Below are 16614 nucleotides of genomic sequence, written 5' to 3'. Positions count from 1 at the left end.
TGTTCCCAGCGCGCTTGAACTGTCGGTTGTTCCATACTTGCCTGAACATGCCCGCAGGCTGCGCCATCGACAACCATTTATGGGTTCACGGCCTAGTGCACCCAAGTGTCTTTCGAGTGCACTTCAAAATGCAACTGCCGCTATTCACGGGACCAGAGCGGCCCGCTTGCACCGCTTAACCTTGAGGTGAGGTCTTACGCAGCAGGGAGGTTGGCCTCTGAGGCAGGCTCGGTTGAATGAATGGCGTCGCTGCTGAGCAATTGCAAAAACCTGCAACCTTGCATTTTCGGAATATGGTTCCGAAAATGCAAGGTTAAGTCTACCAAATCAGCAAAAAGCGATCTTTTCTATCGTGAATTGATTACCGATTTCATATTCATGTCATTTTCGCAGCACAGTACGAGTAATAGCTCAGCGCCCTTTCGCACTTCGAGACGGTACGATTAGAGCACAAGTGATTCTGGCATGCACAGTGAAGGCTTGAGGCGTTGAGCGAACTTTTAAATGACGACACTATTTGGATCGGCCTGGATACTTCACTGAAGGACACAGCAATATGTTTTACCTCAGGCAGTGGGCAAATGGTCGCTCAAACGACGACTCGCAACTGCGCCACGGCTGTAGACGCTGTGATCCAGGCGACCGCTTTCGGAAAGAAAGTACAAATCGGCATTGAAGCGTGCGCAACAAGCGCAGCTCTTACGAGGAATCTAAGGCGCTTGGGATACGCAGTATCTGCATTCGACTGCGCCCAATTGAAGAGTTTCGCCTCAATTCGAAGATCCAAAACGGACGCTAACGACGCGCGTTCGATAGCTGACGCAGCTCGGCTGGGACGAAATGTTCTTGTGGAGGTCCATCTAAAAAGCCCGTCCTGTATGGCGCTGCGAGCTATCCTTGCGGCGCGCCATAACCTTGTGAAGCAGCGAAAGGGCACCGAACACCTAATTCGGTCATACTTCCACCTCTATGGCACGAGCATCGGCACCCGAATAACTGCAGCTCACCGTCTTCGGCCGCACGTACTCAACCGCCTTGATGAGATAAGGGCTGAAACCGGCGAAGATCTGTCTCCCCTGATAATGCCACTCTTGGAAATGGCAGAATGCCAACGCGAGTTGTCGGAACGGTGGGAGCAATCACTGAAAAAGTTCGCCACCGAAGACAAAACTTGCACGCGGTTCCTCGCCGTCCCCGGTGTGGGGCCGATAACCGCTGTGTCGTTCTACTCTGCTATTGAAGATCCATCCCGCTTTTCGCGATCTTCAGACGTCGGCGCTTATTTTGGACTTACACCTAAAATTCACATCAGCGGTGGCGCACAACGTAAGGGCCAGATAACGAAAGCCGGAAATCGAATGACACGATTTCATATCGTGACAGCCGCCAATGCTTTGCTCAACGCCACTAAGACGCAGACTGCGTTAAGAGATTGGGGCTTGGAGAAGGTGGCAGCGATCGGACGACGAAAGGCGCGCGTAGCTGTCGCGCGCAAGCTGACAACGATCCTTTTTTCGATGTGGCGTGACGGAACTCCCTACCAACCTTTCCCGCAGGCCCCCGAGGCGCAATCCTCGGGTTCGGCAGCGGGTAGACGGCGCGTCGAAATCTCGATCAACGATGTTGGGCACCCCTGTGACCCAGAAGATCCCATGGTGAGATTCGACGCGCCGTCATATACGGGGCTTACAGACAATCAACGCGTAAGACAGGAAAAGGTCGCCAATCAAATATCATCTGTATATGCATTAGCAATAACAGGAAAAACCGTTGCGCAGATGGCTAACGATCTGTGCCTCTCCAAGGCAATAGTGGAGCGGAGGTTGGCCATACTGCGCCAGTCCAATGCAATCGCGGATCGACGCTCGAGGGAGCATATTGCGCTGCGCAGGAGCCAAGATCCATCAGCCTAGAGCGGCTGTTAGACATTCGCCAAATGACCTCGCTCGCCTCTTGAAGGGTGCTGTTGTCCAACATCCGATGCACGAAGTGCAGCACGGGGATCGTCCCCCAAGCGGAACGACCTTGTTTAAGAATGCACCAACTCCGTCTAGGTGCATCGTGAGACGCATAGAAAATCGTCTTTACTTGGGGAGGAATTGGGAAGACAAAGACCTTTTGCGATAAACTTCCCAAGAGGGACCTTCCATGCCTGACACCGAGCAGCCAGAGCTCGCCCGCCTGACAGTTGAACTGCTCAGCGCCTTTGTTTCCAACAACACCATCTCGAGCGATGCGCTCCCCGCCCTGATCGAGGCGACGCGCAACGCACTCGCAGGCGATGCCGGCAAACAGCAAGTCGAAGAGCCTGGGTTCAAGCCCGCTGTTACGGTCGAAGAGAGCCTTGCCTCTCGCGATCACATTCTCAGCATGATTGATGGGAAGCCTTACAAGGCATTGAAGCGACATCTGGCAAGTAACGGCGTTACTCCTGAAGAGTACCGCGCGCGTTACAATCTGCCAGCCACTTACCCGATGGTTTCTGCCACCTACTCCGAACAGCGCCGCGCTTTTGCCAAGGCCGCAGGGCTCGGCGGCAGCAGAGCAGGTGACAGCGCGGCGGCAGCTGTGCCCAACAAATCTGCGGAAGCCGCGGCTCCCGTAGCAGCGAAGGTCACCAACGCTTCCGCGAAGAAGGCAATTCCGAAGACCGCAGTGGCCGCCAAGCCGTCTAGCAAGGCCTCGCAGGTTCCTGCAGCACCGTCTTCCGCAACGACGCCGGCACCCAAGGCTGCCAATGCGAAGCCGAAAAATGCCACAAAGGCAGCCGCGAAATCAGTCAGCAAGCCTGTGCCCAAGGCTTCTGGCAACGCAGCCGTAACCACGGAAGCGAAAGCGGAAGCCAAGAGGGCTGCCGCGGCGAAGAGTGAGCCGGCTGCGGTTGCCGCATCTGCCGGCAAGCCCGCCCGCCGGATGGCCCGGACGCCCGGTAAGACTGCCGTCGAAGCCGGAGCCACAGGCTCCGCGAAGCCAGCAGCGGCTCCCAAAAAGGTTGCAAGTGCAGGGAAGAAGGCTGCCATTCCCGCACCCACGCTCACGAAGCCTGCGCCTGCCGCGGTTGCCGGTGCGGAGCCGAAAGCCGCAGTGTCTGCCGCACCGACGGCAAAGCCCGCAGCGGTGAAGCCGAAGGCCAAGGCTGCGGCGACCGCCAAGTCGCTGGCCCCGAAGAAGAGCCGTCCAAAGCTTGGAACCGCGGTGCCCGCGTCGGAGAATGCGGCTTCGACGGCGGCCGTGTCGGCACCGACAGCACGCGCTCTCAACCTACCGGCGGAGCAGAGCGCTGTAGAAGCCAAGGCCTGAAGGCCACGCTATCCAGCTCCGATTGTAAACTTGAGAGCTTAGACGGGCGGCCATCCTGAACGAGATGGTCGCCCGGTTTGCATCTGGGCCGCTGCACGCTCATCGTCCCACGGTTCAGGAAATTTCCGGCCCGGCACGACCACGTCCAAACTGCCAGTTGATACCGGCCTCGCGCATGATCCCGCCGGCCTGCTGTCCAAGCTGCTTCTCAAGCACCGGCCGCCATGGAACCAAAGTGAATTCGCGGCTGCGCTCGATGAGTGCGAAGCGCCCCGAAATACCATCGATCCTGCGGCTCACCTTGCCTTCGATCCAATCGCCGGCCTTCGCCTCCGAGAACTCCTTCCCCAGTTCCCCGGAAAGACGCTCGGCGATCCGGAGCAATTCGCGCCGCTGAAGCAACGCCAAGGCATTCTGCCGCAATCTGACGCCGCTGGGAGAAGTATCGGCCAAATCTTGCTCGACCAGCCACTGGCGCCGCTGGTCCAGGCCCGCGCGCACTTCGCGTCCGAACCCCGCATCGCGCATTACCAGTCCCGAAGGCGAGGCAAGTTCGCGATCAAGCCATGTTGCCGCTTCCATGCCGGACATTCGCTCCACCGATCCCGATCCCAGGACCTCGATAGCGACGGGCCGGGAAGCGACATCTCGCTGCTCGAAGCGTTCTGCGACTTCCAGATGTTCGGACGAAATACGCCAGCTTCCATCGGCTTCGCGGGTGACATCGAACCGCGCCCGCCGCATCGCCTCAAGTCTGCGCACATGCGTTTCGGCGAAAGCCTGACTGACCGAGCGATCGAAACGCTGATGGCGAGCGATCGAATACCGCCCCTCGTTCGCCTGCGACACATCCAGAATGTTGCGATCGTTATCCCGAACCTCAGCTATTCGCGGGATCACCCGCACAACCGCGTCTCGCGGCAACGGCTCCCCCCGGGGCCGCGCATCTGTCGTTCGCGGGGGAATGCCTGTCATGTCCTATGCCCTGTCCCAAGGCGTCTCGTATTGCCGGGTCGGCGAGAGACTGCTGTTTCTCGACCTGATCGCGGACCGTTATCTCTGCCTGCCCCCCGCGATCGAGGCTTGTTTCATTGGCCTTAGCGAAGGTGAAGGCGGCGACGACCCACTCACCCCCTGCCTGATGCAAACGCGTCTTGTCGAACCCGCCAGCACGTCAAACCTCGCTGCCTGCGGCGCTCTTGCACCTCCGACCTCCAGCCTGCTCGATGCCGCACTGCCGGACACGGGCGCCAACTTGCCCGCACTGACAAGGCTTGCGATTGCAACCGCTTCGCTCAAATGGCGCGGGTTCCACGCCGCCGTCTGTACTCTTGCCCGGCGCAGGGAGAGAAAACTCGGCTCATCTTCTGAGCCCATCCCGACGGAAGAAGACAATCTCGCCGCGCTTCGCGTCGCGGCGGCGTTCGATGCCTGCGACAATCTCATTGGCAGCAGGGACAAATGCTTGCCGCGCTCGCTGGCTGGCTGCATCCACGCTCAGCCGGCCATCCGATTTGCCGGTGCGAGCGGTAGAGTGAGGGGCGGGCGGGCGGAGCTGAGTTTCTTAAACAGAATATGCGGAGCGAGATGGCTTGTATGTCTGCGACAATATACCACCTATTGTGCAGTGCAGCATAAAGGCGTGACATGCTCCTATGCTGGCCCTCCTCGGTCAAGGAAGGAATTGTGATGCGCAGCCTTTCAGACACGATTTCCCAGCTTGCAAGTCCCCATCGCAAGTTCGCCGCGGATTCCTTTGGGACAACTAGCCGCCTCACGCGAATTGCTGACTTCGGGAGCAATCCGGGCGCTTTAACGGGCCATATCTACGTACCGGAAAATCTGACCGCCGGGGCAGCGCTGGTCGTTGTTCTGCACGGCTGTACGCAGAATGCGGCGGGCTATGACTTCGGTTCCGGATGGTCGGAAATGGCTGATCGACATGGCTTTGCGCTCCTGTACCCAGAGCAACAACGTGAAAACAATCCCAACCGATGCTTCAACTGGTTTTTACCTACCGATACTCGTCGTGGTTCGGGCGAAGCCTTCTCAATTAGGCAAATGATAGCGGCCGTCGTAGCCGATCATCCCATCGATGCGGCGCGTGTGTTCGTTACCGGGCTGTCTGCAGGCGGGGCCATGGCCGCGGTCATGCTTGCAACCTATCCGGAGGTTTTTGCCGGAGGGGCAATCATTGCCGGTCTGCCCTACGGCTGCGCCAGTAATTTACCTCAAGCACTTCAATTGATGCGCGGCCAAGGCATCCCGGACACGGGCGAGCTGGTTTCGCGCTTTCGCGCAGCGTCGTCCCATTCGGGACCTTGGCCCACGCTCTCGGTGTGGCACGGGAGCGCAGACAGCACCGTCCAGCCCGCGAACGCACGGGCAATCGTTGCCGCGTGGTGCGAAATCCACGGAGTTCCGGCAAAACCGAGTGTAACTGAGGAAATTGACGGCTCGTCACGGCGCGTTTGGCGTAAAGGGGATGGCCGCGATGTCATCGAGGCTTATACAATCAAGGGAATGGAGCACGGCACGCCGCTCGACAGTTCCAATCCCGAGGGGTGCGGACGAGCCGGGGCCTTCATGATCGATGTTGGAATTTCTTCAACCCAGCGGATCTGCGAGTTTTGGGGGCTGCCGAGCCGGAACAAAATTATTACCCTGTCAGAATTGGACGTAGATTTGTCGGCGCACCATCCAATTGATGCAGCGCCCATGCTAGTCATATCGGAACACGATCGAAACGACGCACTGTGGTTCACGCCTCAGCATTGGAAGGGCGAAACTGCGAGGGGGGCCAATGTTCGCAAAATTATAGAGAACGCTCTGCGATCGGCGGGTCTTATGGAATGAGCTCGCCCGGCGGAGAGATCGCGCCTTTCGACAGTAGCTCCTGGCACCGCTTGATTTGCGATAATGGCCGGGAGGTCCTGCTCGATTGCATGGCCAATCTTTTTTGCGCGTCATACTCCCGGCTGGCGAAGAAGCGATGAAGTCCCACTACCGAGACGACCCGCTTCCGCCAGCGCCACCCGCAGTTCTTCCAGCAAAATGTCCTTCGGCGTATCCCAGATGGAGAGGACTTCCGCCGATCGCTCTTCGATGCGGCGCGAACGCGCGTCACCGCCCTGCGGCTTGGCGGCAAAGGTGCCCGTGTCGCGCCGACGAGCATGCCAACGGACCGCTGTCGAGGGGACAACGCCAAATCGCGCCCCCGCCACCCGGCAGCTCAATCCGCTATCGATCGCTGCCAAAAAGTCGGGAGTGCAAATCAATCGAATGCGGGTGCCCCATCTATCCCAGCCTCTTTCGCCAGCAAAGATTATGTATCACAAAACACATTCGCAGGGAATCCCTGCCGATTCATACCGATCGTAATCCGCTCAACAGTTGAACGAGAAGAATGCCACGCTTGTTGCTCTGTGACGGCTTGGAATGTGGTCCCGATGACAGTCGGCCGCTCAAGAAGCTGCGCGAAGGCGCTTGCATATACCGCGAGGCGTTTCTAAAGGCGGGCCGAAATCAGGCCGATCTCATTATCCCGCCCATCGGTCTCGATACATAAGCAGGGATAACGCTGGCTTCGCCCTTGAACGCATTTTCGTTGACGTCCCGGCCATGCGCGAAGCAGGGGCGTCACTGAGTTCGCAACAGGGGTTACCGGGCGGCTCGCGGGGCCATTCAAACCATGGAAGCTGTAGAACGACATCGCTGAGCTGGCGGCCAATTGTTAATTGACCTGCCCGGTGAGGGCCAGTGTCAATCTTCTTAAACGACGATATTTCCAGATCTCTGCGCCATTCGCAGTTGCTTCACAGATCGCAGCGCGGAGCTTATTACCTCCTTCCTTTTCCTTCGAGACTTAACCGGCACTCAGCAATCATAGTCGTTTCATCCGGCGAGGCTGCGGATAGGTCGCGCTTCGGGGCCTTGAAACGCTCTCCAGTCCGGATGCGTATTTTCGAGATTGATAGTTGCCTCGAAATCGAGCCACATTCAAATGTCGATGCAGATCTTGCCGACGTGCCCGCCCGACTGGAGCCTGCGAAACGCATCGCCAAGGTTTTCGAGCGGGAAGGTGCTGTCGATGACCGGACGAAGCCCATGCGCATCGATCGCGCGAACCATTTCGATCTGGTCGCGCCGGCTACCCACCGTCACAGCTTGCAGCTTCAGCCTTTTTGCCTGGACGATAGCGAAGGGCATTGTGTCGATGTCAAAGCCGCCTGCGGCTCCGATGAGCGCGATGTGGCCGCCAGTACGCGCCGCTACAAAGCTCTGACCGATAGTATGTGGGCCGCCGACCTCGATAACATGTTCGGCACCGCGGCCGCCGGTAAGAGCAATGACCGTTTCCCCCCATTTCTCGACGTCGCGATAGTTGATCACATGGTCAGCACCCAAAGCCTTCAGTCGTGCCAGCTTTTCGTCGCTGGACGAGGTGGCGATGATGATAGCGCCAGCCATTTTCGCGAACTGCAGGGCGAACAGCGAAACACCGCCCGTGCCTTGCACAACCACGTAATCGCCCGGCTTCACCCGTCCATCAGTGATTACGGCCCGCCAGGCGGTGACGCCCGCGCACGTCAACGTTGCTGCCTCGGCATGGCCCCACCTTTGCGGCGCGCGGGTAAAATGCGTGGCGGGCCGCGTTGTCTCCTCGCAGGCAAAACCATCGGCCGGTGCGCCAGGTGCGTTGTCGAGTTCGGCACGGTCCATATGGCCGTCGAGCCATTTGGGATGGAAGGTGGAAACCACCCGATCGCCCACGGCGAATTCCGTTACCCCATCTCCCACTGCAAGCACTTCCCCGGCGCCATCCGACAGAGGGATGAGCCCGTCCTTCGCGGGAAAGAACCCGTTCACCACCAGCCCGTCGCGAAAATTGAGCGCAGCGCCCCTTATACGGACCTTGATCTCGCCGGCTCCGGGTGCGAGGGCGACGGCGTTCTCGAGCCTCAAGTTGTCAGGGCCTGCAGGATGGCGAAGCCGGACGGCACGCGAAGAGTTCATGCGAGAAAGTCCTGTCCAGATTGCAAGGGCGCCGGCAGAGACGCCAAAGGTTCCGAGGAGGTGATGGACCTCACCAGCGGCATCATCTTTTCCTGCACAATGAGCGCGTTGTAGTGTTCGGACACACGGGCGATGCGGCCGTCGTCGATACGAAACGCGAAGAAATAGGTGTTTTCGTAAATCTCGCCGTTAATCAGTACGCCATGGCTGCGAAGTTCCGCGCAGATGCGGTCCTCTTCGGCTGTGATCGCGTCGATGATGAAGGTCAGCGGGATGCTGGAAATGCTTCGTAGGATGCGAATGACGCCCTGATAGGCCTTTTTGCTCATTTCGCCTTGGGTTGTCGTCCAAGCCGTCATGTCTTCGGTCAGTATCGCATCGGGCAAGTTGCCGGCTGTTACGGCGTCAAAGAAAGCCCGCACGATCTGTTCACTGTGCTTCATGGCAGTTCCACCTCTCAAGAACGATTCACGTGATCGCTTCCTCGCCCTCCAACGTCACGCGGTGCATGACGCGGCCGCTGTCCATCGGATAGGGCTCGACCCGGTGGAGAACGCCGCAGTTGTCCCACAGCACCACGTCACCCACCTGCCACTCGTGGCGGTAAACGTATCTTGGCTGCGAGGCCCACGCCTTTAACTCGGCGAGCAAAGTGTCGCTTTCGCTGCTGTCCAGGCCCTCGATCCAGTCGGCGCTGGAGCCCAGAAGGAGAGACCTGCGGCCGGATCGATGCGTCCAAACTAACGGATGGCGAGGGATAGCAAAATTTTCCCAATCCGCCTCCATCTCTGGCTTCACCTCCGCGTGAATACCGCGCTGCGTACCCATCATAGTGTGCGCGACTTTGAGGCCAGAAATGCGCGCCTTCGTCTCCGCCGGCAGTTCCTCATAGGCGGCATACGTGTTCGAAAATTCGGTTTGGCCGCCTGTGGATGACAAGACACGGGCGGACAGGACTGTCCCCAAGGCGGGAACCGGGTCATTCCATCCGTCGAAGTGCCAGAGCACGGTGCCCTTCAGGTATCTGGCGGAAGCGGTGACTTTTTCGTCGAGACTAATCTTGTGCAGTCCGCGCTCGCCCTGGTCGGTCGGCGTGCCGATCGTGCGGGCGAAAGTGCGCTGTTCCTCATCGCTCAGGTCTGCGCGCGGAAAGATCAGAACGCCGCGTTCCTCCAGTAAGGCCCGCAGGGCCTGTGCATTGCTCCCATCGAGAAGCGCGGCCTTATCCGCAGTTATGCTGGTTTCGATGAGCGGCGTGAGGTCAGTTGTCTTGAAAGTCACCGTGTTCACGCTCCTATTCCCGGCTTGCGGACTCTCCGTTCCCGCGCCTGCGTCGGCGGTCGTTGCAAGCGCGTCTATCGTTTCGGATGTTTCGGTCGAAGTGACTTGCCCATTTTGGACAGTTGTAGTCAGCGCGGATGTCGGGCACTCGCTCGCCGTTCGGTTGGGGAGACTGCCAGCGACTGCTTGCAGAAGCGCGTCATTGCGGATTGCTCGGCGAAACCAAGGCGCTCGGAAATCTGCGCAATAGGAAGATCGGTTTTATCCAGAAGGTAGACTAGAAAATCGCGTCGCACCTGATTCTTGATCTTTTGGAAAGTAGTGCCTTCTCGGGTAAGGCCCCGATGGAGTCTGCGCGTATGTAGACCGAACTGAGAAGCCACCTCGACGTTCGTACACTGGCTGCTGGCGAGCAGATGCATAATTACGCGCCTGACTGTGGCATGAAGTGGCGGCGTGTGCTCTGCGAATGCCGCGTCTATGTCCGCGATTAGGCTGCGGCATACCATGGAATCGGGCGACAGAATGGGGCAAGTCAGCGCACTCTCGTAATAAACGATCGCGTCCGAGGCTTGGCCGAAACGTGCGTCGCAACCGAAATGGCTCCGATAGATGGCAGGGCTAGAAATCGGTTGGTGGCGAAACTCCACGTGCCGCGCACGGGCCAAGCCGCCGGTTTCTTCGACGCAAATCAGGTACTCGACGAGCAAAATCTGTTCGATAGCCTGTCGGCGATCGGGCAAATTTTCCAACAAGATGTCATGACCGACAGTTACGGTTTGTTCTGAGGGCGAGCGCCTGAGCCAAATTGCTGCGGCAAGACTGTGCGCATAGCTTAACTTGACAACATGGTTCAGAGCCTCGCCCAGCGTCAAAGAGTTTCTGACAACATCTCGCAGGGGCGTTGTGATCGCGTCTGCCTGAAGGTGCCCCAGGCGCATGCCGAAATCGAGGCACTCCAATTCATCAGCTGCGAAGGCAACGAGATTGATCATCTGCCGGTAGCTGATTTCTATGCTGCGCAGGTTGGACCACCCTACATCGCACCCCACTCGCCGCAGCAACGCTTCAGGCTCGCCCCCTAATCCGCGAACCAGTTCCGGGAACAGTGTTAAAATGCGCGGATCAACACGTTCGAATGACACGGCTTTCGAGCGTGGACGGTGGGTTTCTTGGTTCACTTCCTAGCCTAGCCTAGCCTTGCAATGCAGGTGTAGCCATCAACGGCTGTCGCTGTCACTTGCGCTGCGAGTCAACAAGCTCTGCCCGCTTCGCCTCCAACTGCGGAAATCAAATCGACGGCAAGCTCTTGGAAAGTGGCGGTCTACAGCACATGATCGCCTGAGGCTCGGCGACCCGTCTTGTAATATGCGGATTCCGTATGTGGACGGCCCCCCCTACCTACAAGAACATTTCGGCAGTATTTATCTGATCGCTTGCGTACGTTTGTTCGGGCTCACATGATGATTCCGCCGTCAATATGTTTCATATTGGTGATCGGAGGTGAGCTCTTGCTGCAGGACCAGCCCGCTAACCTCACATCCGGCGGAATCGTTAGCCCTCTTCGGGATGGGCTTTGCCTTGATGACCTTCTCGACCAGCAAGGGCAGCAGCGGCCCGATCCGCATTGCCTCTTCGCGGATCTTAGCCGACGTGCATTCGACATAGCGCCGATGGCTGGAGGGCATGTGCTCGGGAAGGGTGGTGTGCCAGCCATTGCCGCTGCCGCGCAGGTGGACGCGATGCGCTCTCCTCTCAGGAAGATTTCGACCGTGCCGGCAGTTAAGCGGGCTGCGGCCTCGCGACGGGCGAAGCGGTGCGGGACGGAGTAGTGATGCCGCTTGATCGCGATATGGTAAATCGAGCCCGACGCGGCAGGGCCATTCGGCATGAACCCGCGGCTCTGATGGCAGCGGCTTGAGGTTCGGAACATAGATCTCGTCGAATAGCTGGCGCCGCGTCTTGCCGAACTGGCGCGTACTCGCCGATCATTGAGATCGGCAAGGCAATGCGGCGATCGCCGTATTGCCTTGCCGAGGCTTTAGAAGATCCGGTAACGTAAGCGGTCCAATAGCCAGCGCTCAACAATACAGAAGCCGGCTTCGACCTTGGCCTTGTCTTGCGGTTTGCACCGCCGCATCGGCAGGATTGCCGTGCAGGATGGCGCCGAACCCGATGTGCTCGCTTGCATGAAATGCCCGCGTGCGTACCGCGCCAAGTTGCTCTCGACCCCATCGAACCCATCAACGGCGAAATCAAACGCCGGCCGGCAATAGCCGGAATGGTCCCGAATGCACCCGCCATCACTCGCCTCACAGCCGCTGTCCTCATGGATCAGTCCAACGAATGGGCGGTTTACGCAACCCGTTAAATGGCTCTCGAAGCCTTGGCCCGGGTGAGCCACAACCCCGTCACCATGTTCCCGGCAGGTCGCGAAGCATAATCGGCTCAGGCTAACGCCGAAGTGAGCGGCCCCAGCGACCGAGCACCGCGGGACACCACCTGATCCTCTGCCGGCGGCTTGGGAGCATCGCGGTTATGGTGACGGGCGTAGAACCAAGTTGGACCATAGTCGGCGAAGATCGTTGATGCCGCCAGCTGTGGAACTGAACAATGTAGTATCGCAAACGAACAGTTTGCCAGCAAACGTTCCTGGGCTCGACTGCAACAGGGCATCGAAGGTCGAGCGCCCGTCGCGCGTGAATGGGTGTGGCGGTGCGGCTATATCGATCGGTTGTCGGGCAAGCACATCCATCCCTTCAAGTGCGGCCCCGATCCGTTCGAGATGCGGTAGATGAGCGTGGAGATTAAAGGAGACCACGCCGTTGAGCAGGCCCATTGTATCGACTGTGCGGTCGATATCGGCCGGCATAGGCGTGCCATCTCCCGCTGCTGCGGGACGCAGCCCAAAACGATTCTCCACTGGCACGCCAAGCTCGCGAAGCAGCACCCGTGCAAAACCGCCGAAACCCTGACGCGGGGGTATGCCAGGATCGCCGTGGTGAAGGTGCTCCGCGATCTGACGATCTTCGCGCGCTTGGCCGCATAGTCCTTCAGCTTCGCCGATATCGTGGTGCGGGCAAATGAATAGCACATGGTCCGGAGTTGCAAGAAAATCCTCTATGGTCGCAACTTCCTCAGGTGTGGGCATCTGAGCAGTTCGAAACGAATCGAAGCTAATCACTACGATAGTATCAAAACGGGAGACCAAATTGTCATTCAGGGCCGTATATTTCTTATTGCCGCTCACGCGCTCAATCAGTTTAACGGGGATCCCAGTTAATGTCTCTGATTGTTGGGCGAATTCTGTGAAGTTAGGCTTTTGCACATGATCGAGGAAGCCGGCAATTCCTTGATCGAAATCCCGCGAATCCGCCAAATGTTCGAACTTGGGGTAGGCGAGCCTTCGCAGCTCAAAAATGCCCGGAAATCGATCGTCGATGGTGGTAAGCGGCGCGCTTATCTCGCCCGGCCGGCTCCAAGAAAAATAGAGCAAGATGCGACGATTTGGCATTTTCTCCCACCTCGCTGTTGGCCTGGGATTCTGGTTTGCACGGTACAGGAATCTCGCGCCAGATCGATCGAAGGAATGTACGCAAAGTTGGGATCTGCTCAAGCATGATCATCATGCTCGGCAAAGCCTCGAAGAGCGTTCACGTCGACGATGATGATGCACCGATAGCTACGGTTCAGCCATCCGGTGGCCGCGAACCTATGCAATGCAACGTTGGTTTGTTTGCGCGACATGTTGGAGATTTTACCAAGTTCCGTCGATGAAAAAGGTACAGCCAATCCCTCCAGTGCAATGCGGCGCTGGGTGAAGACCGTCATCATTGTGGCTTTGTTGAGAATCAATTATTAGTTGGAGAGGTGTTGGACGTCTCGCAAATCGAAGGAGGTTGTTTCATGCAAGATGATTCTTCTGACAAGTTAAAGGCAGAATATTCCGCAGAACTTTTGATAGAGGCGGCCGTCTGGTTCGCGCGGATTCGATGTGCCGACGCAGTTAACTTCCAAGCCGCATTTGAAAGGTGGATGGGAAACCACTCTCTCAACAGAGCCGCATACCAGCGTGTCGGAGAGATTTTCGCAGTTGCACGTTTTTTGGCATCTGAAGGCCGTAAGCGACGTCAATCAGCGAATGACAACCTCTCTGATATCCCGTCACTCTGAACGAACGTAGTGAAAAGCGGCCAAGGCAGGTGGTAACTCACAATGAATGGGCTGCTATTGGAGACGCTCAACGACTGATGTGGAGACTGAATTGAGTTCACGGATGCTTCGAATTGGTGGCGGGTCAGGGTTGCCTCAGGCCACGCTTTCAGTTGGTTTTGACTCGCGCAGAAGAGGTCTGGCCTCCAGCTACCGATCTGATCATTCACGGCACGGGGCAGCGCCCACAGCGCATGGATATCCTGCTGTTTTGCTCGACTCCTCTCTTCCGCGTCTGCGATTTCGAGTTCCAAGCGTTCGCGCTCTTTGATCTGCCCCTTCTGAGTGGCCCATCGACTGTCATAGTCTGAACCACGAAGGAGAAATGGAATGGCGCGGAAGCACAAGCCCGAGGAGGTCATCGGCAAGCTGCGTGAGGGTAAGCGTCCGATTTGGCCGTCGAATGGCGAGTCAGCAATTTGGCGCGCTGGCCATCGCGGCGTCGAAACAAAAGTCTTTCGCCATCGTGAGTGAAGCGGGATTGCTCACCATGCTGGCGCATATCGTAAACCGCCTGCTTTCGACACTCGGGGTCTCGGTTTATTCGAATGGCAACCAGGCGCCGCATTTCCTGATCGGCGAAGATGAGGTCGTGCGCTTCTTGAATGGAAACTCCGAATCTCTGGCGAGTACGCTTTACCAGTTCGACGAGGTTACGGTTCTGAAACTCCATGCGCACCTCCAAGCCTGACGGCCAACATAATAGAAGGCTCATGAGCTGTTATATCACCAGCATGTATAACGCAGCGCCTCGGCCAAGGGTGACCGGACCGATGTCTTGGACAGCACATCGTCCGCCCAGGCAAAGAAATCCAGCACCTTTAGCTTCGAGAGCTTACGAGCCTTGCGCCGGAAATCCGCCGGCTCACGCACGATCTGCCGCTTGACGTCGTAAAGCTCGCCGATCCGCTGCAGGCCCTCCAGCGCGGCTGAGTTCGGGGCCGCCTTGTAGACGTCGTTCAGCTTGCGCCGGGCATGCGCCCAGCAGGCCACCGGCATTATAGGTGCTGGCTTGCGGTCGCTCACGTACAGGCGCTCGAAACCTGCATAGGCATCGGCCTGCAGGAAGCCCGCAAAGGTTTTGAGGTGCTCGCGTGGTCGCTCACCCTTGCGATCGGGGCTATAGCGGAACAGCGCTGCCGATTTGTCCAGGTGGCTCCATCGTCGGTTGTCGCGAAGGTAGACCCATAGTCTGCCGGTCGCCGTCTTGCCGGTCCCCGGCGCCAGCACGGGAACGGGTGTATCGTCGGCGTGGAGCTTCACGCTGGCCATGACGTGATCGGCGATCCGCGCGACGAGCGGTTGCAGCAGCCTACTCGCTTGGCCCCGGCAGTCCGCCATCGTCGAACGGCTGATCTCCACGCCCTCGCGGGCGTAGATCTGCGATTGGCGATACAGAGGCAGGTGATCGGCGAACTTGGAAACGATGACGTGAGCCAGATGGTCAGGCAGTGGTGCACGGCGCGGCTTGAGAGGGGTAGCCTTGGCCGGGGCATCGTCGGGCACATGGCCCTCGATCACACACTCGGCATGGGCATGCTCGGCCTCGAGATCCTCCAGCGTCAGCTCGAGTTGATCGGCCTGAAGAGCAAGTCGTTCCGACGACTGCCCGAACTTCATGCGCCGGAGGCGGGCTAGTTGGACCTTGAACTTCTCGATCTGCAGCGCCGTCAGCTTGATCGAGTTCTGAGCGGTCTCAGGCTTCTCGCGGGTCTCGTCATGGGCTGCCCGTTCCGCTCCAGGAACGACCCCACTCGGCTCTTGGCTACGAAACCCCGGCGGCTTTTGCTGCCGAACTGCAAAACCAATGGCCTGCTCCGCTGCGCCCTAGGGCTCCGCTCCACAGGCCATTGCTTCATCCGCGCTCATGCGCAACAAAACTGCCCGGCTCTACCCAGCTGGAGGTAATCCGGGGGCGCGTCACAGATCCTCCCAATGTTGCGGGAGGAGCTTACCCCGAACAGTTGCAAATGTGAGTCAGAGCCACTTCTCGGCGGCGATCACCACCGTTCCTATTGACACATGCAAGAAATGAATATCTGCTGCATTGGTGGGAGAAGGGTATGCATTTTGGAGCCAAATCGTTGCTAAAGATCCTCTCGACAGTAGCGATGAGTTCCCTGATGCTTGCAGGCTGTCAGCACTCTGCGCCTGCGGCGTCGATCGGCGGCGGCAATCCCTATCCTATTAGCGACTACGTTTGCGAAGATGGAACTCACTTGGGTGTGCGCCTCCTGGGAGATCGGGTTTCGGTATCGGTCAACGGTGGGCCTGCGTTCGATTTGTCCTCTATGGGCTCAGAAGGGACCACTTATTCGAACGGCCGGCAGACGCTGACCATCGCGCAAGGGCGTCTATCGTGGGGCGTTGGCCGAGCGGTGCCGTCCGCATGCAGTGGTGGCTGAGTCTGCCCAGTATAAAATTGAAATGCGGAGTTTATTCGCTTGAAATGGGCCCTTGGCGGTATTTCACCGCGCTGAGGCGGCTGCGCGCGTTTTGCAACTATCTGCCCCTATGTGAATGCCCCTGCTGCACCAGAAGCCGCTATCCTTTCGATCGGAGAAGGTGAGCGTCAAACATTGGGCTCGACCTGATCAGACCAAAAATATGATGCAGCGCAACAAACAAATTGAGCTTTCGTAGAGGGGATTTTTATCCTACCATCAAGAAAAGGCGGCCCTTATACAAGGAGATATCGCTTGCGCCAATTTAGGGATAGCGCAGTCGACCTAGGCGCCAAGTCGTGTATTCCGGCGTCATGGCTCGCATTCCTGCTAGGCGTCTCGGGAACGACAGATATCTTCA

At 58.2% G+C, this 16614-nt stretch carries 15 protein-coding genes and 2 pseudogenes; 7 read left to right on the top strand and 10 right to left on the bottom strand.

Features of this window, described 5'->3' with window-relative positions; all coding sequences use genetic code 11:
* The first annotated feature begins 488 nt into the window (after positions 1 to 488).
* A complete protein-coding gene (locus tag EDF56_RS25070) occupies positions 489 to 1913 on the top strand; it encodes an IS110 family transposase (RefSeq protein ID WP_132392771.1) in 1425 nt (474 codons plus the stop codon).
* A 235-nt stretch (positions 1914 to 2148) separates the two neighbouring features.
* Positions 2149 to 3300, top strand: a complete 1152-nt coding sequence (locus EDF56_RS25065) for a MucR family transcriptional regulator (protein ID WP_132392769.1) — start codon at positions 2149 to 2151, stop codon at positions 3298 to 3300.
* A gap of 114 nt (positions 3301 to 3414) precedes the next feature.
* Here the strand turns inward: EDF56_RS25065 and EDF56_RS25060 are convergent, their stop codons facing one another.
* Positions 3415 to 4275, bottom strand: a complete 861-nt coding sequence (locus tag EDF56_RS25060; RefSeq protein WP_132392767.1) for a DUF3363 domain-containing protein — start codon at positions 4273 to 4275, stop codon at positions 3415 to 3417.
* Here EDF56_RS25060 and EDF56_RS25055 point away from each other — a divergent pair.
* Positions 4274 to 4990: a hypothetical protein gene (locus tag EDF56_RS25055; RefSeq protein ID WP_132392765.1), complete on the top strand. Its 717-nt coding sequence runs from the start codon at positions 4274 to 4276 to the stop codon at positions 4988 to 4990. The two genes, EDF56_RS25060 and EDF56_RS25055, sit on opposite strands and share 2 nt — an antisense overlap.
* The gene (locus EDF56_RS25050; protein ID WP_132392793.1) at positions 4990 to 6156 is read left to right on the top strand and encodes a PHB depolymerase family esterase; all 1167 of its coding nucleotides are present in this window, start codon (positions 4990 to 4992) and stop codon (positions 6154 to 6156) included. The genes EDF56_RS25055 and EDF56_RS25050 overlap by 1 nt, the downstream gene beginning before the upstream one ends.
* A gap of 113 nt (positions 6157 to 6269) precedes the next feature.
* Here the strand turns inward: EDF56_RS25050 and EDF56_RS26170 are convergent.
* The 8 genes and pseudogenes from EDF56_RS26170 to EDF56_RS25015 all read right to left on the bottom strand — a co-directional run.
* Positions 6270 to 6597, bottom strand: a pseudogene (locus EDF56_RS26170) (IS630 family transposase); the annotation flags it as partial.
* Positions 6598 to 7299: 702 nt separating this feature from the next.
* A complete protein-coding gene (locus tag EDF56_RS25045; protein ID WP_132392763.1) occupies positions 7300 to 8316 on the bottom strand; it encodes an NAD(P)-dependent alcohol dehydrogenase in 1017 nt (338 codons plus the stop codon).
* Positions 8313 to 8759 (bottom strand): nuclear transport factor 2 family protein, encoded by a 447-nt coding sequence (locus tag EDF56_RS25040; protein WP_132392761.1) that lies wholly within the window; start codon positions 8757 to 8759, stop codon positions 8313 to 8315. The genes EDF56_RS25045 and EDF56_RS25040 overlap by 4 nt, the downstream gene beginning before the upstream one ends.
* Before the next feature lie 25 nt (positions 8760 to 8784).
* Positions 8785 to 9606: a TauD/TfdA family dioxygenase gene (locus tag EDF56_RS25035; protein ID WP_132392759.1), complete on the bottom strand. Its 822-nt coding sequence runs from the start codon at positions 9604 to 9606 to the stop codon at positions 8785 to 8787.
* A 119-nt stretch (positions 9607 to 9725) separates the two neighbouring features.
* Complete coding sequence (locus EDF56_RS25030; RefSeq protein WP_243652851.1) at positions 9726 to 10778, bottom strand: AraC family transcriptional regulator; 1053 nt, start codon at positions 10776 to 10778, stop codon at positions 9726 to 9728.
* A 294-nt stretch (positions 10779 to 11072) separates the two neighbouring features.
* On the bottom strand, positions 11073 to 11285 hold the full coding sequence (locus tag EDF56_RS26165; RefSeq protein ID WP_165912382.1) for a hypothetical protein: 213 nt from the start codon (positions 11283 to 11285) through the stop codon (positions 11073 to 11075).
* Positions 11286 to 12133: 848 nt separating this feature from the next.
* Positions 12134 to 13111 (bottom strand): hypothetical protein, encoded by a 978-nt coding sequence (locus tag EDF56_RS25020; protein ID WP_132392755.1) that lies wholly within the window; start codon positions 13109 to 13111, stop codon positions 12134 to 12136.
* Between the two features lie 98 nt (positions 13112 to 13209).
* A complete protein-coding gene (locus EDF56_RS25015; RefSeq protein WP_165912381.1) occupies positions 13210 to 13428 on the bottom strand; it encodes a helix-turn-helix domain-containing protein in 219 nt (72 codons plus the stop codon).
* Between the two features lie 75 nt (positions 13429 to 13503).
* On the opposite strand from EDF56_RS25015, the gene EDF56_RS25010 reads away from it, so the two are divergent.
* Together EDF56_RS25010 and EDF56_RS25005 are read left to right on the top strand one after the other, a co-directional pair.
* Positions 13504 to 13770, top strand: coding sequence for a DUF4880 domain-containing protein (locus EDF56_RS25010; protein WP_132392751.1), 267 nt, complete (start codon positions 13504 to 13506; stop codon positions 13768 to 13770).
* Between the two features lie 442 nt (positions 13771 to 14212).
* On the top strand, positions 14213 to 14500 hold the full coding sequence (locus tag EDF56_RS25005) for a hypothetical protein (RefSeq protein ID WP_132392749.1): 288 nt from the start codon (positions 14213 to 14215) through the stop codon (positions 14498 to 14500).
* A gap of 35 nt (positions 14501 to 14535) precedes the next feature.
* Here EDF56_RS25005 and EDF56_RS25000 read toward each other — a convergent pair whose 3' ends face one another.
* Positions 14536 to 15468: an IS66 family transposase gene (locus EDF56_RS25000; protein ID WP_279389739.1), complete on the bottom strand. Its 933-nt coding sequence runs from the start codon at positions 15466 to 15468 to the stop codon at positions 14536 to 14538.
* Between the two features lie 80 nt (positions 15469 to 15548).
* Between EDF56_RS25000 and EDF56_RS24995 the strand changes: the two are divergent.
* A pseudogene (locus EDF56_RS24995) lies at positions 15549 to 15700 on the top strand (IS3 family transposase); the annotation flags it as partial.
* Between the last annotated feature and the right edge of the window lie 914 nt (positions 15701 to 16614).

The sequence above is a fragment of the Novosphingobium sp. PhB165 genome (genome assembly GCF_004341845.1).
Classification (GTDB): domain Bacteria; phylum Pseudomonadota; class Alphaproteobacteria; order Sphingomonadales; family Sphingomonadaceae; genus Novosphingobium.
Note: the sequence above shows the minus strand (reverse complement) of the source record. Positions and strands in the feature narration are given on the sequence as shown.

Bases quoted from the DNA above. Each gene is read 5' to 3' on its own strand.
- EDF56_RS25060 (WP_132392767.1), bottom strand. From the start codon at position 4,275: ATGACAGGCATTCCCCCGCGAACGACAGATGCGCGGCCCCGGGGGGAG.
- EDF56_RS25010 (WP_132392751.1), top strand. From the start codon at position 13,504: ATGCAAGATGATTCTTCTGACAAGTTAAAGGCAGAATATTCCGCAGAA.
- EDF56_RS25020 (WP_132392755.1), bottom strand. From the start codon at position 13,111: ATGCCAAATCGTCGCATCTTGCTCTATTTTTCTTGGAGCCGGCCGGGC.
- EDF56_RS25005 (WP_132392749.1), top strand. From the start codon at position 14,213: ATGGCGAGTCAGCAATTTGGCGCGCTGGCCATCGCGGCGTCGAAACAA.
- EDF56_RS25045 (WP_132392763.1), bottom strand. From the start codon at position 8,316: ATGAACTCTTCGCGTGCCGTCCGGCTTCGCCATCCTGCAGGCCCTGAC.
- EDF56_RS26165 (WP_165912382.1), bottom strand. From the start codon at position 11,285: ATGCCCTCCAGCCATCGGCGCTATGTCGAATGCACGTCGGCTAAGATC.
- EDF56_RS25040 (WP_132392761.1), bottom strand. From the start codon at position 8,759: ATGAAGCACAGTGAACAGATCGTGCGGGCTTTCTTTGACGCCGTAACA.
- EDF56_RS25015 (WP_165912381.1), bottom strand. From the start codon at position 13,428: ATGACGGTCTTCACCCAGCGCCGCATTGCACTGGAGGGATTGGCTGTA.
- EDF56_RS25050 (WP_132392793.1), top strand. From the start codon at position 4,990: ATGCGCAGCCTTTCAGACACGATTTCCCAGCTTGCAAGTCCCCATCGC.
- EDF56_RS25065 (WP_132392769.1), top strand. From the start codon at position 2,149: ATGCCTGACACCGAGCAGCCAGAGCTCGCCCGCCTGACAGTTGAACTG.
- EDF56_RS25055 (WP_132392765.1), top strand. From the start codon at position 4,274: ATGTCCTATGCCCTGTCCCAAGGCGTCTCGTATTGCCGGGTCGGCGAG.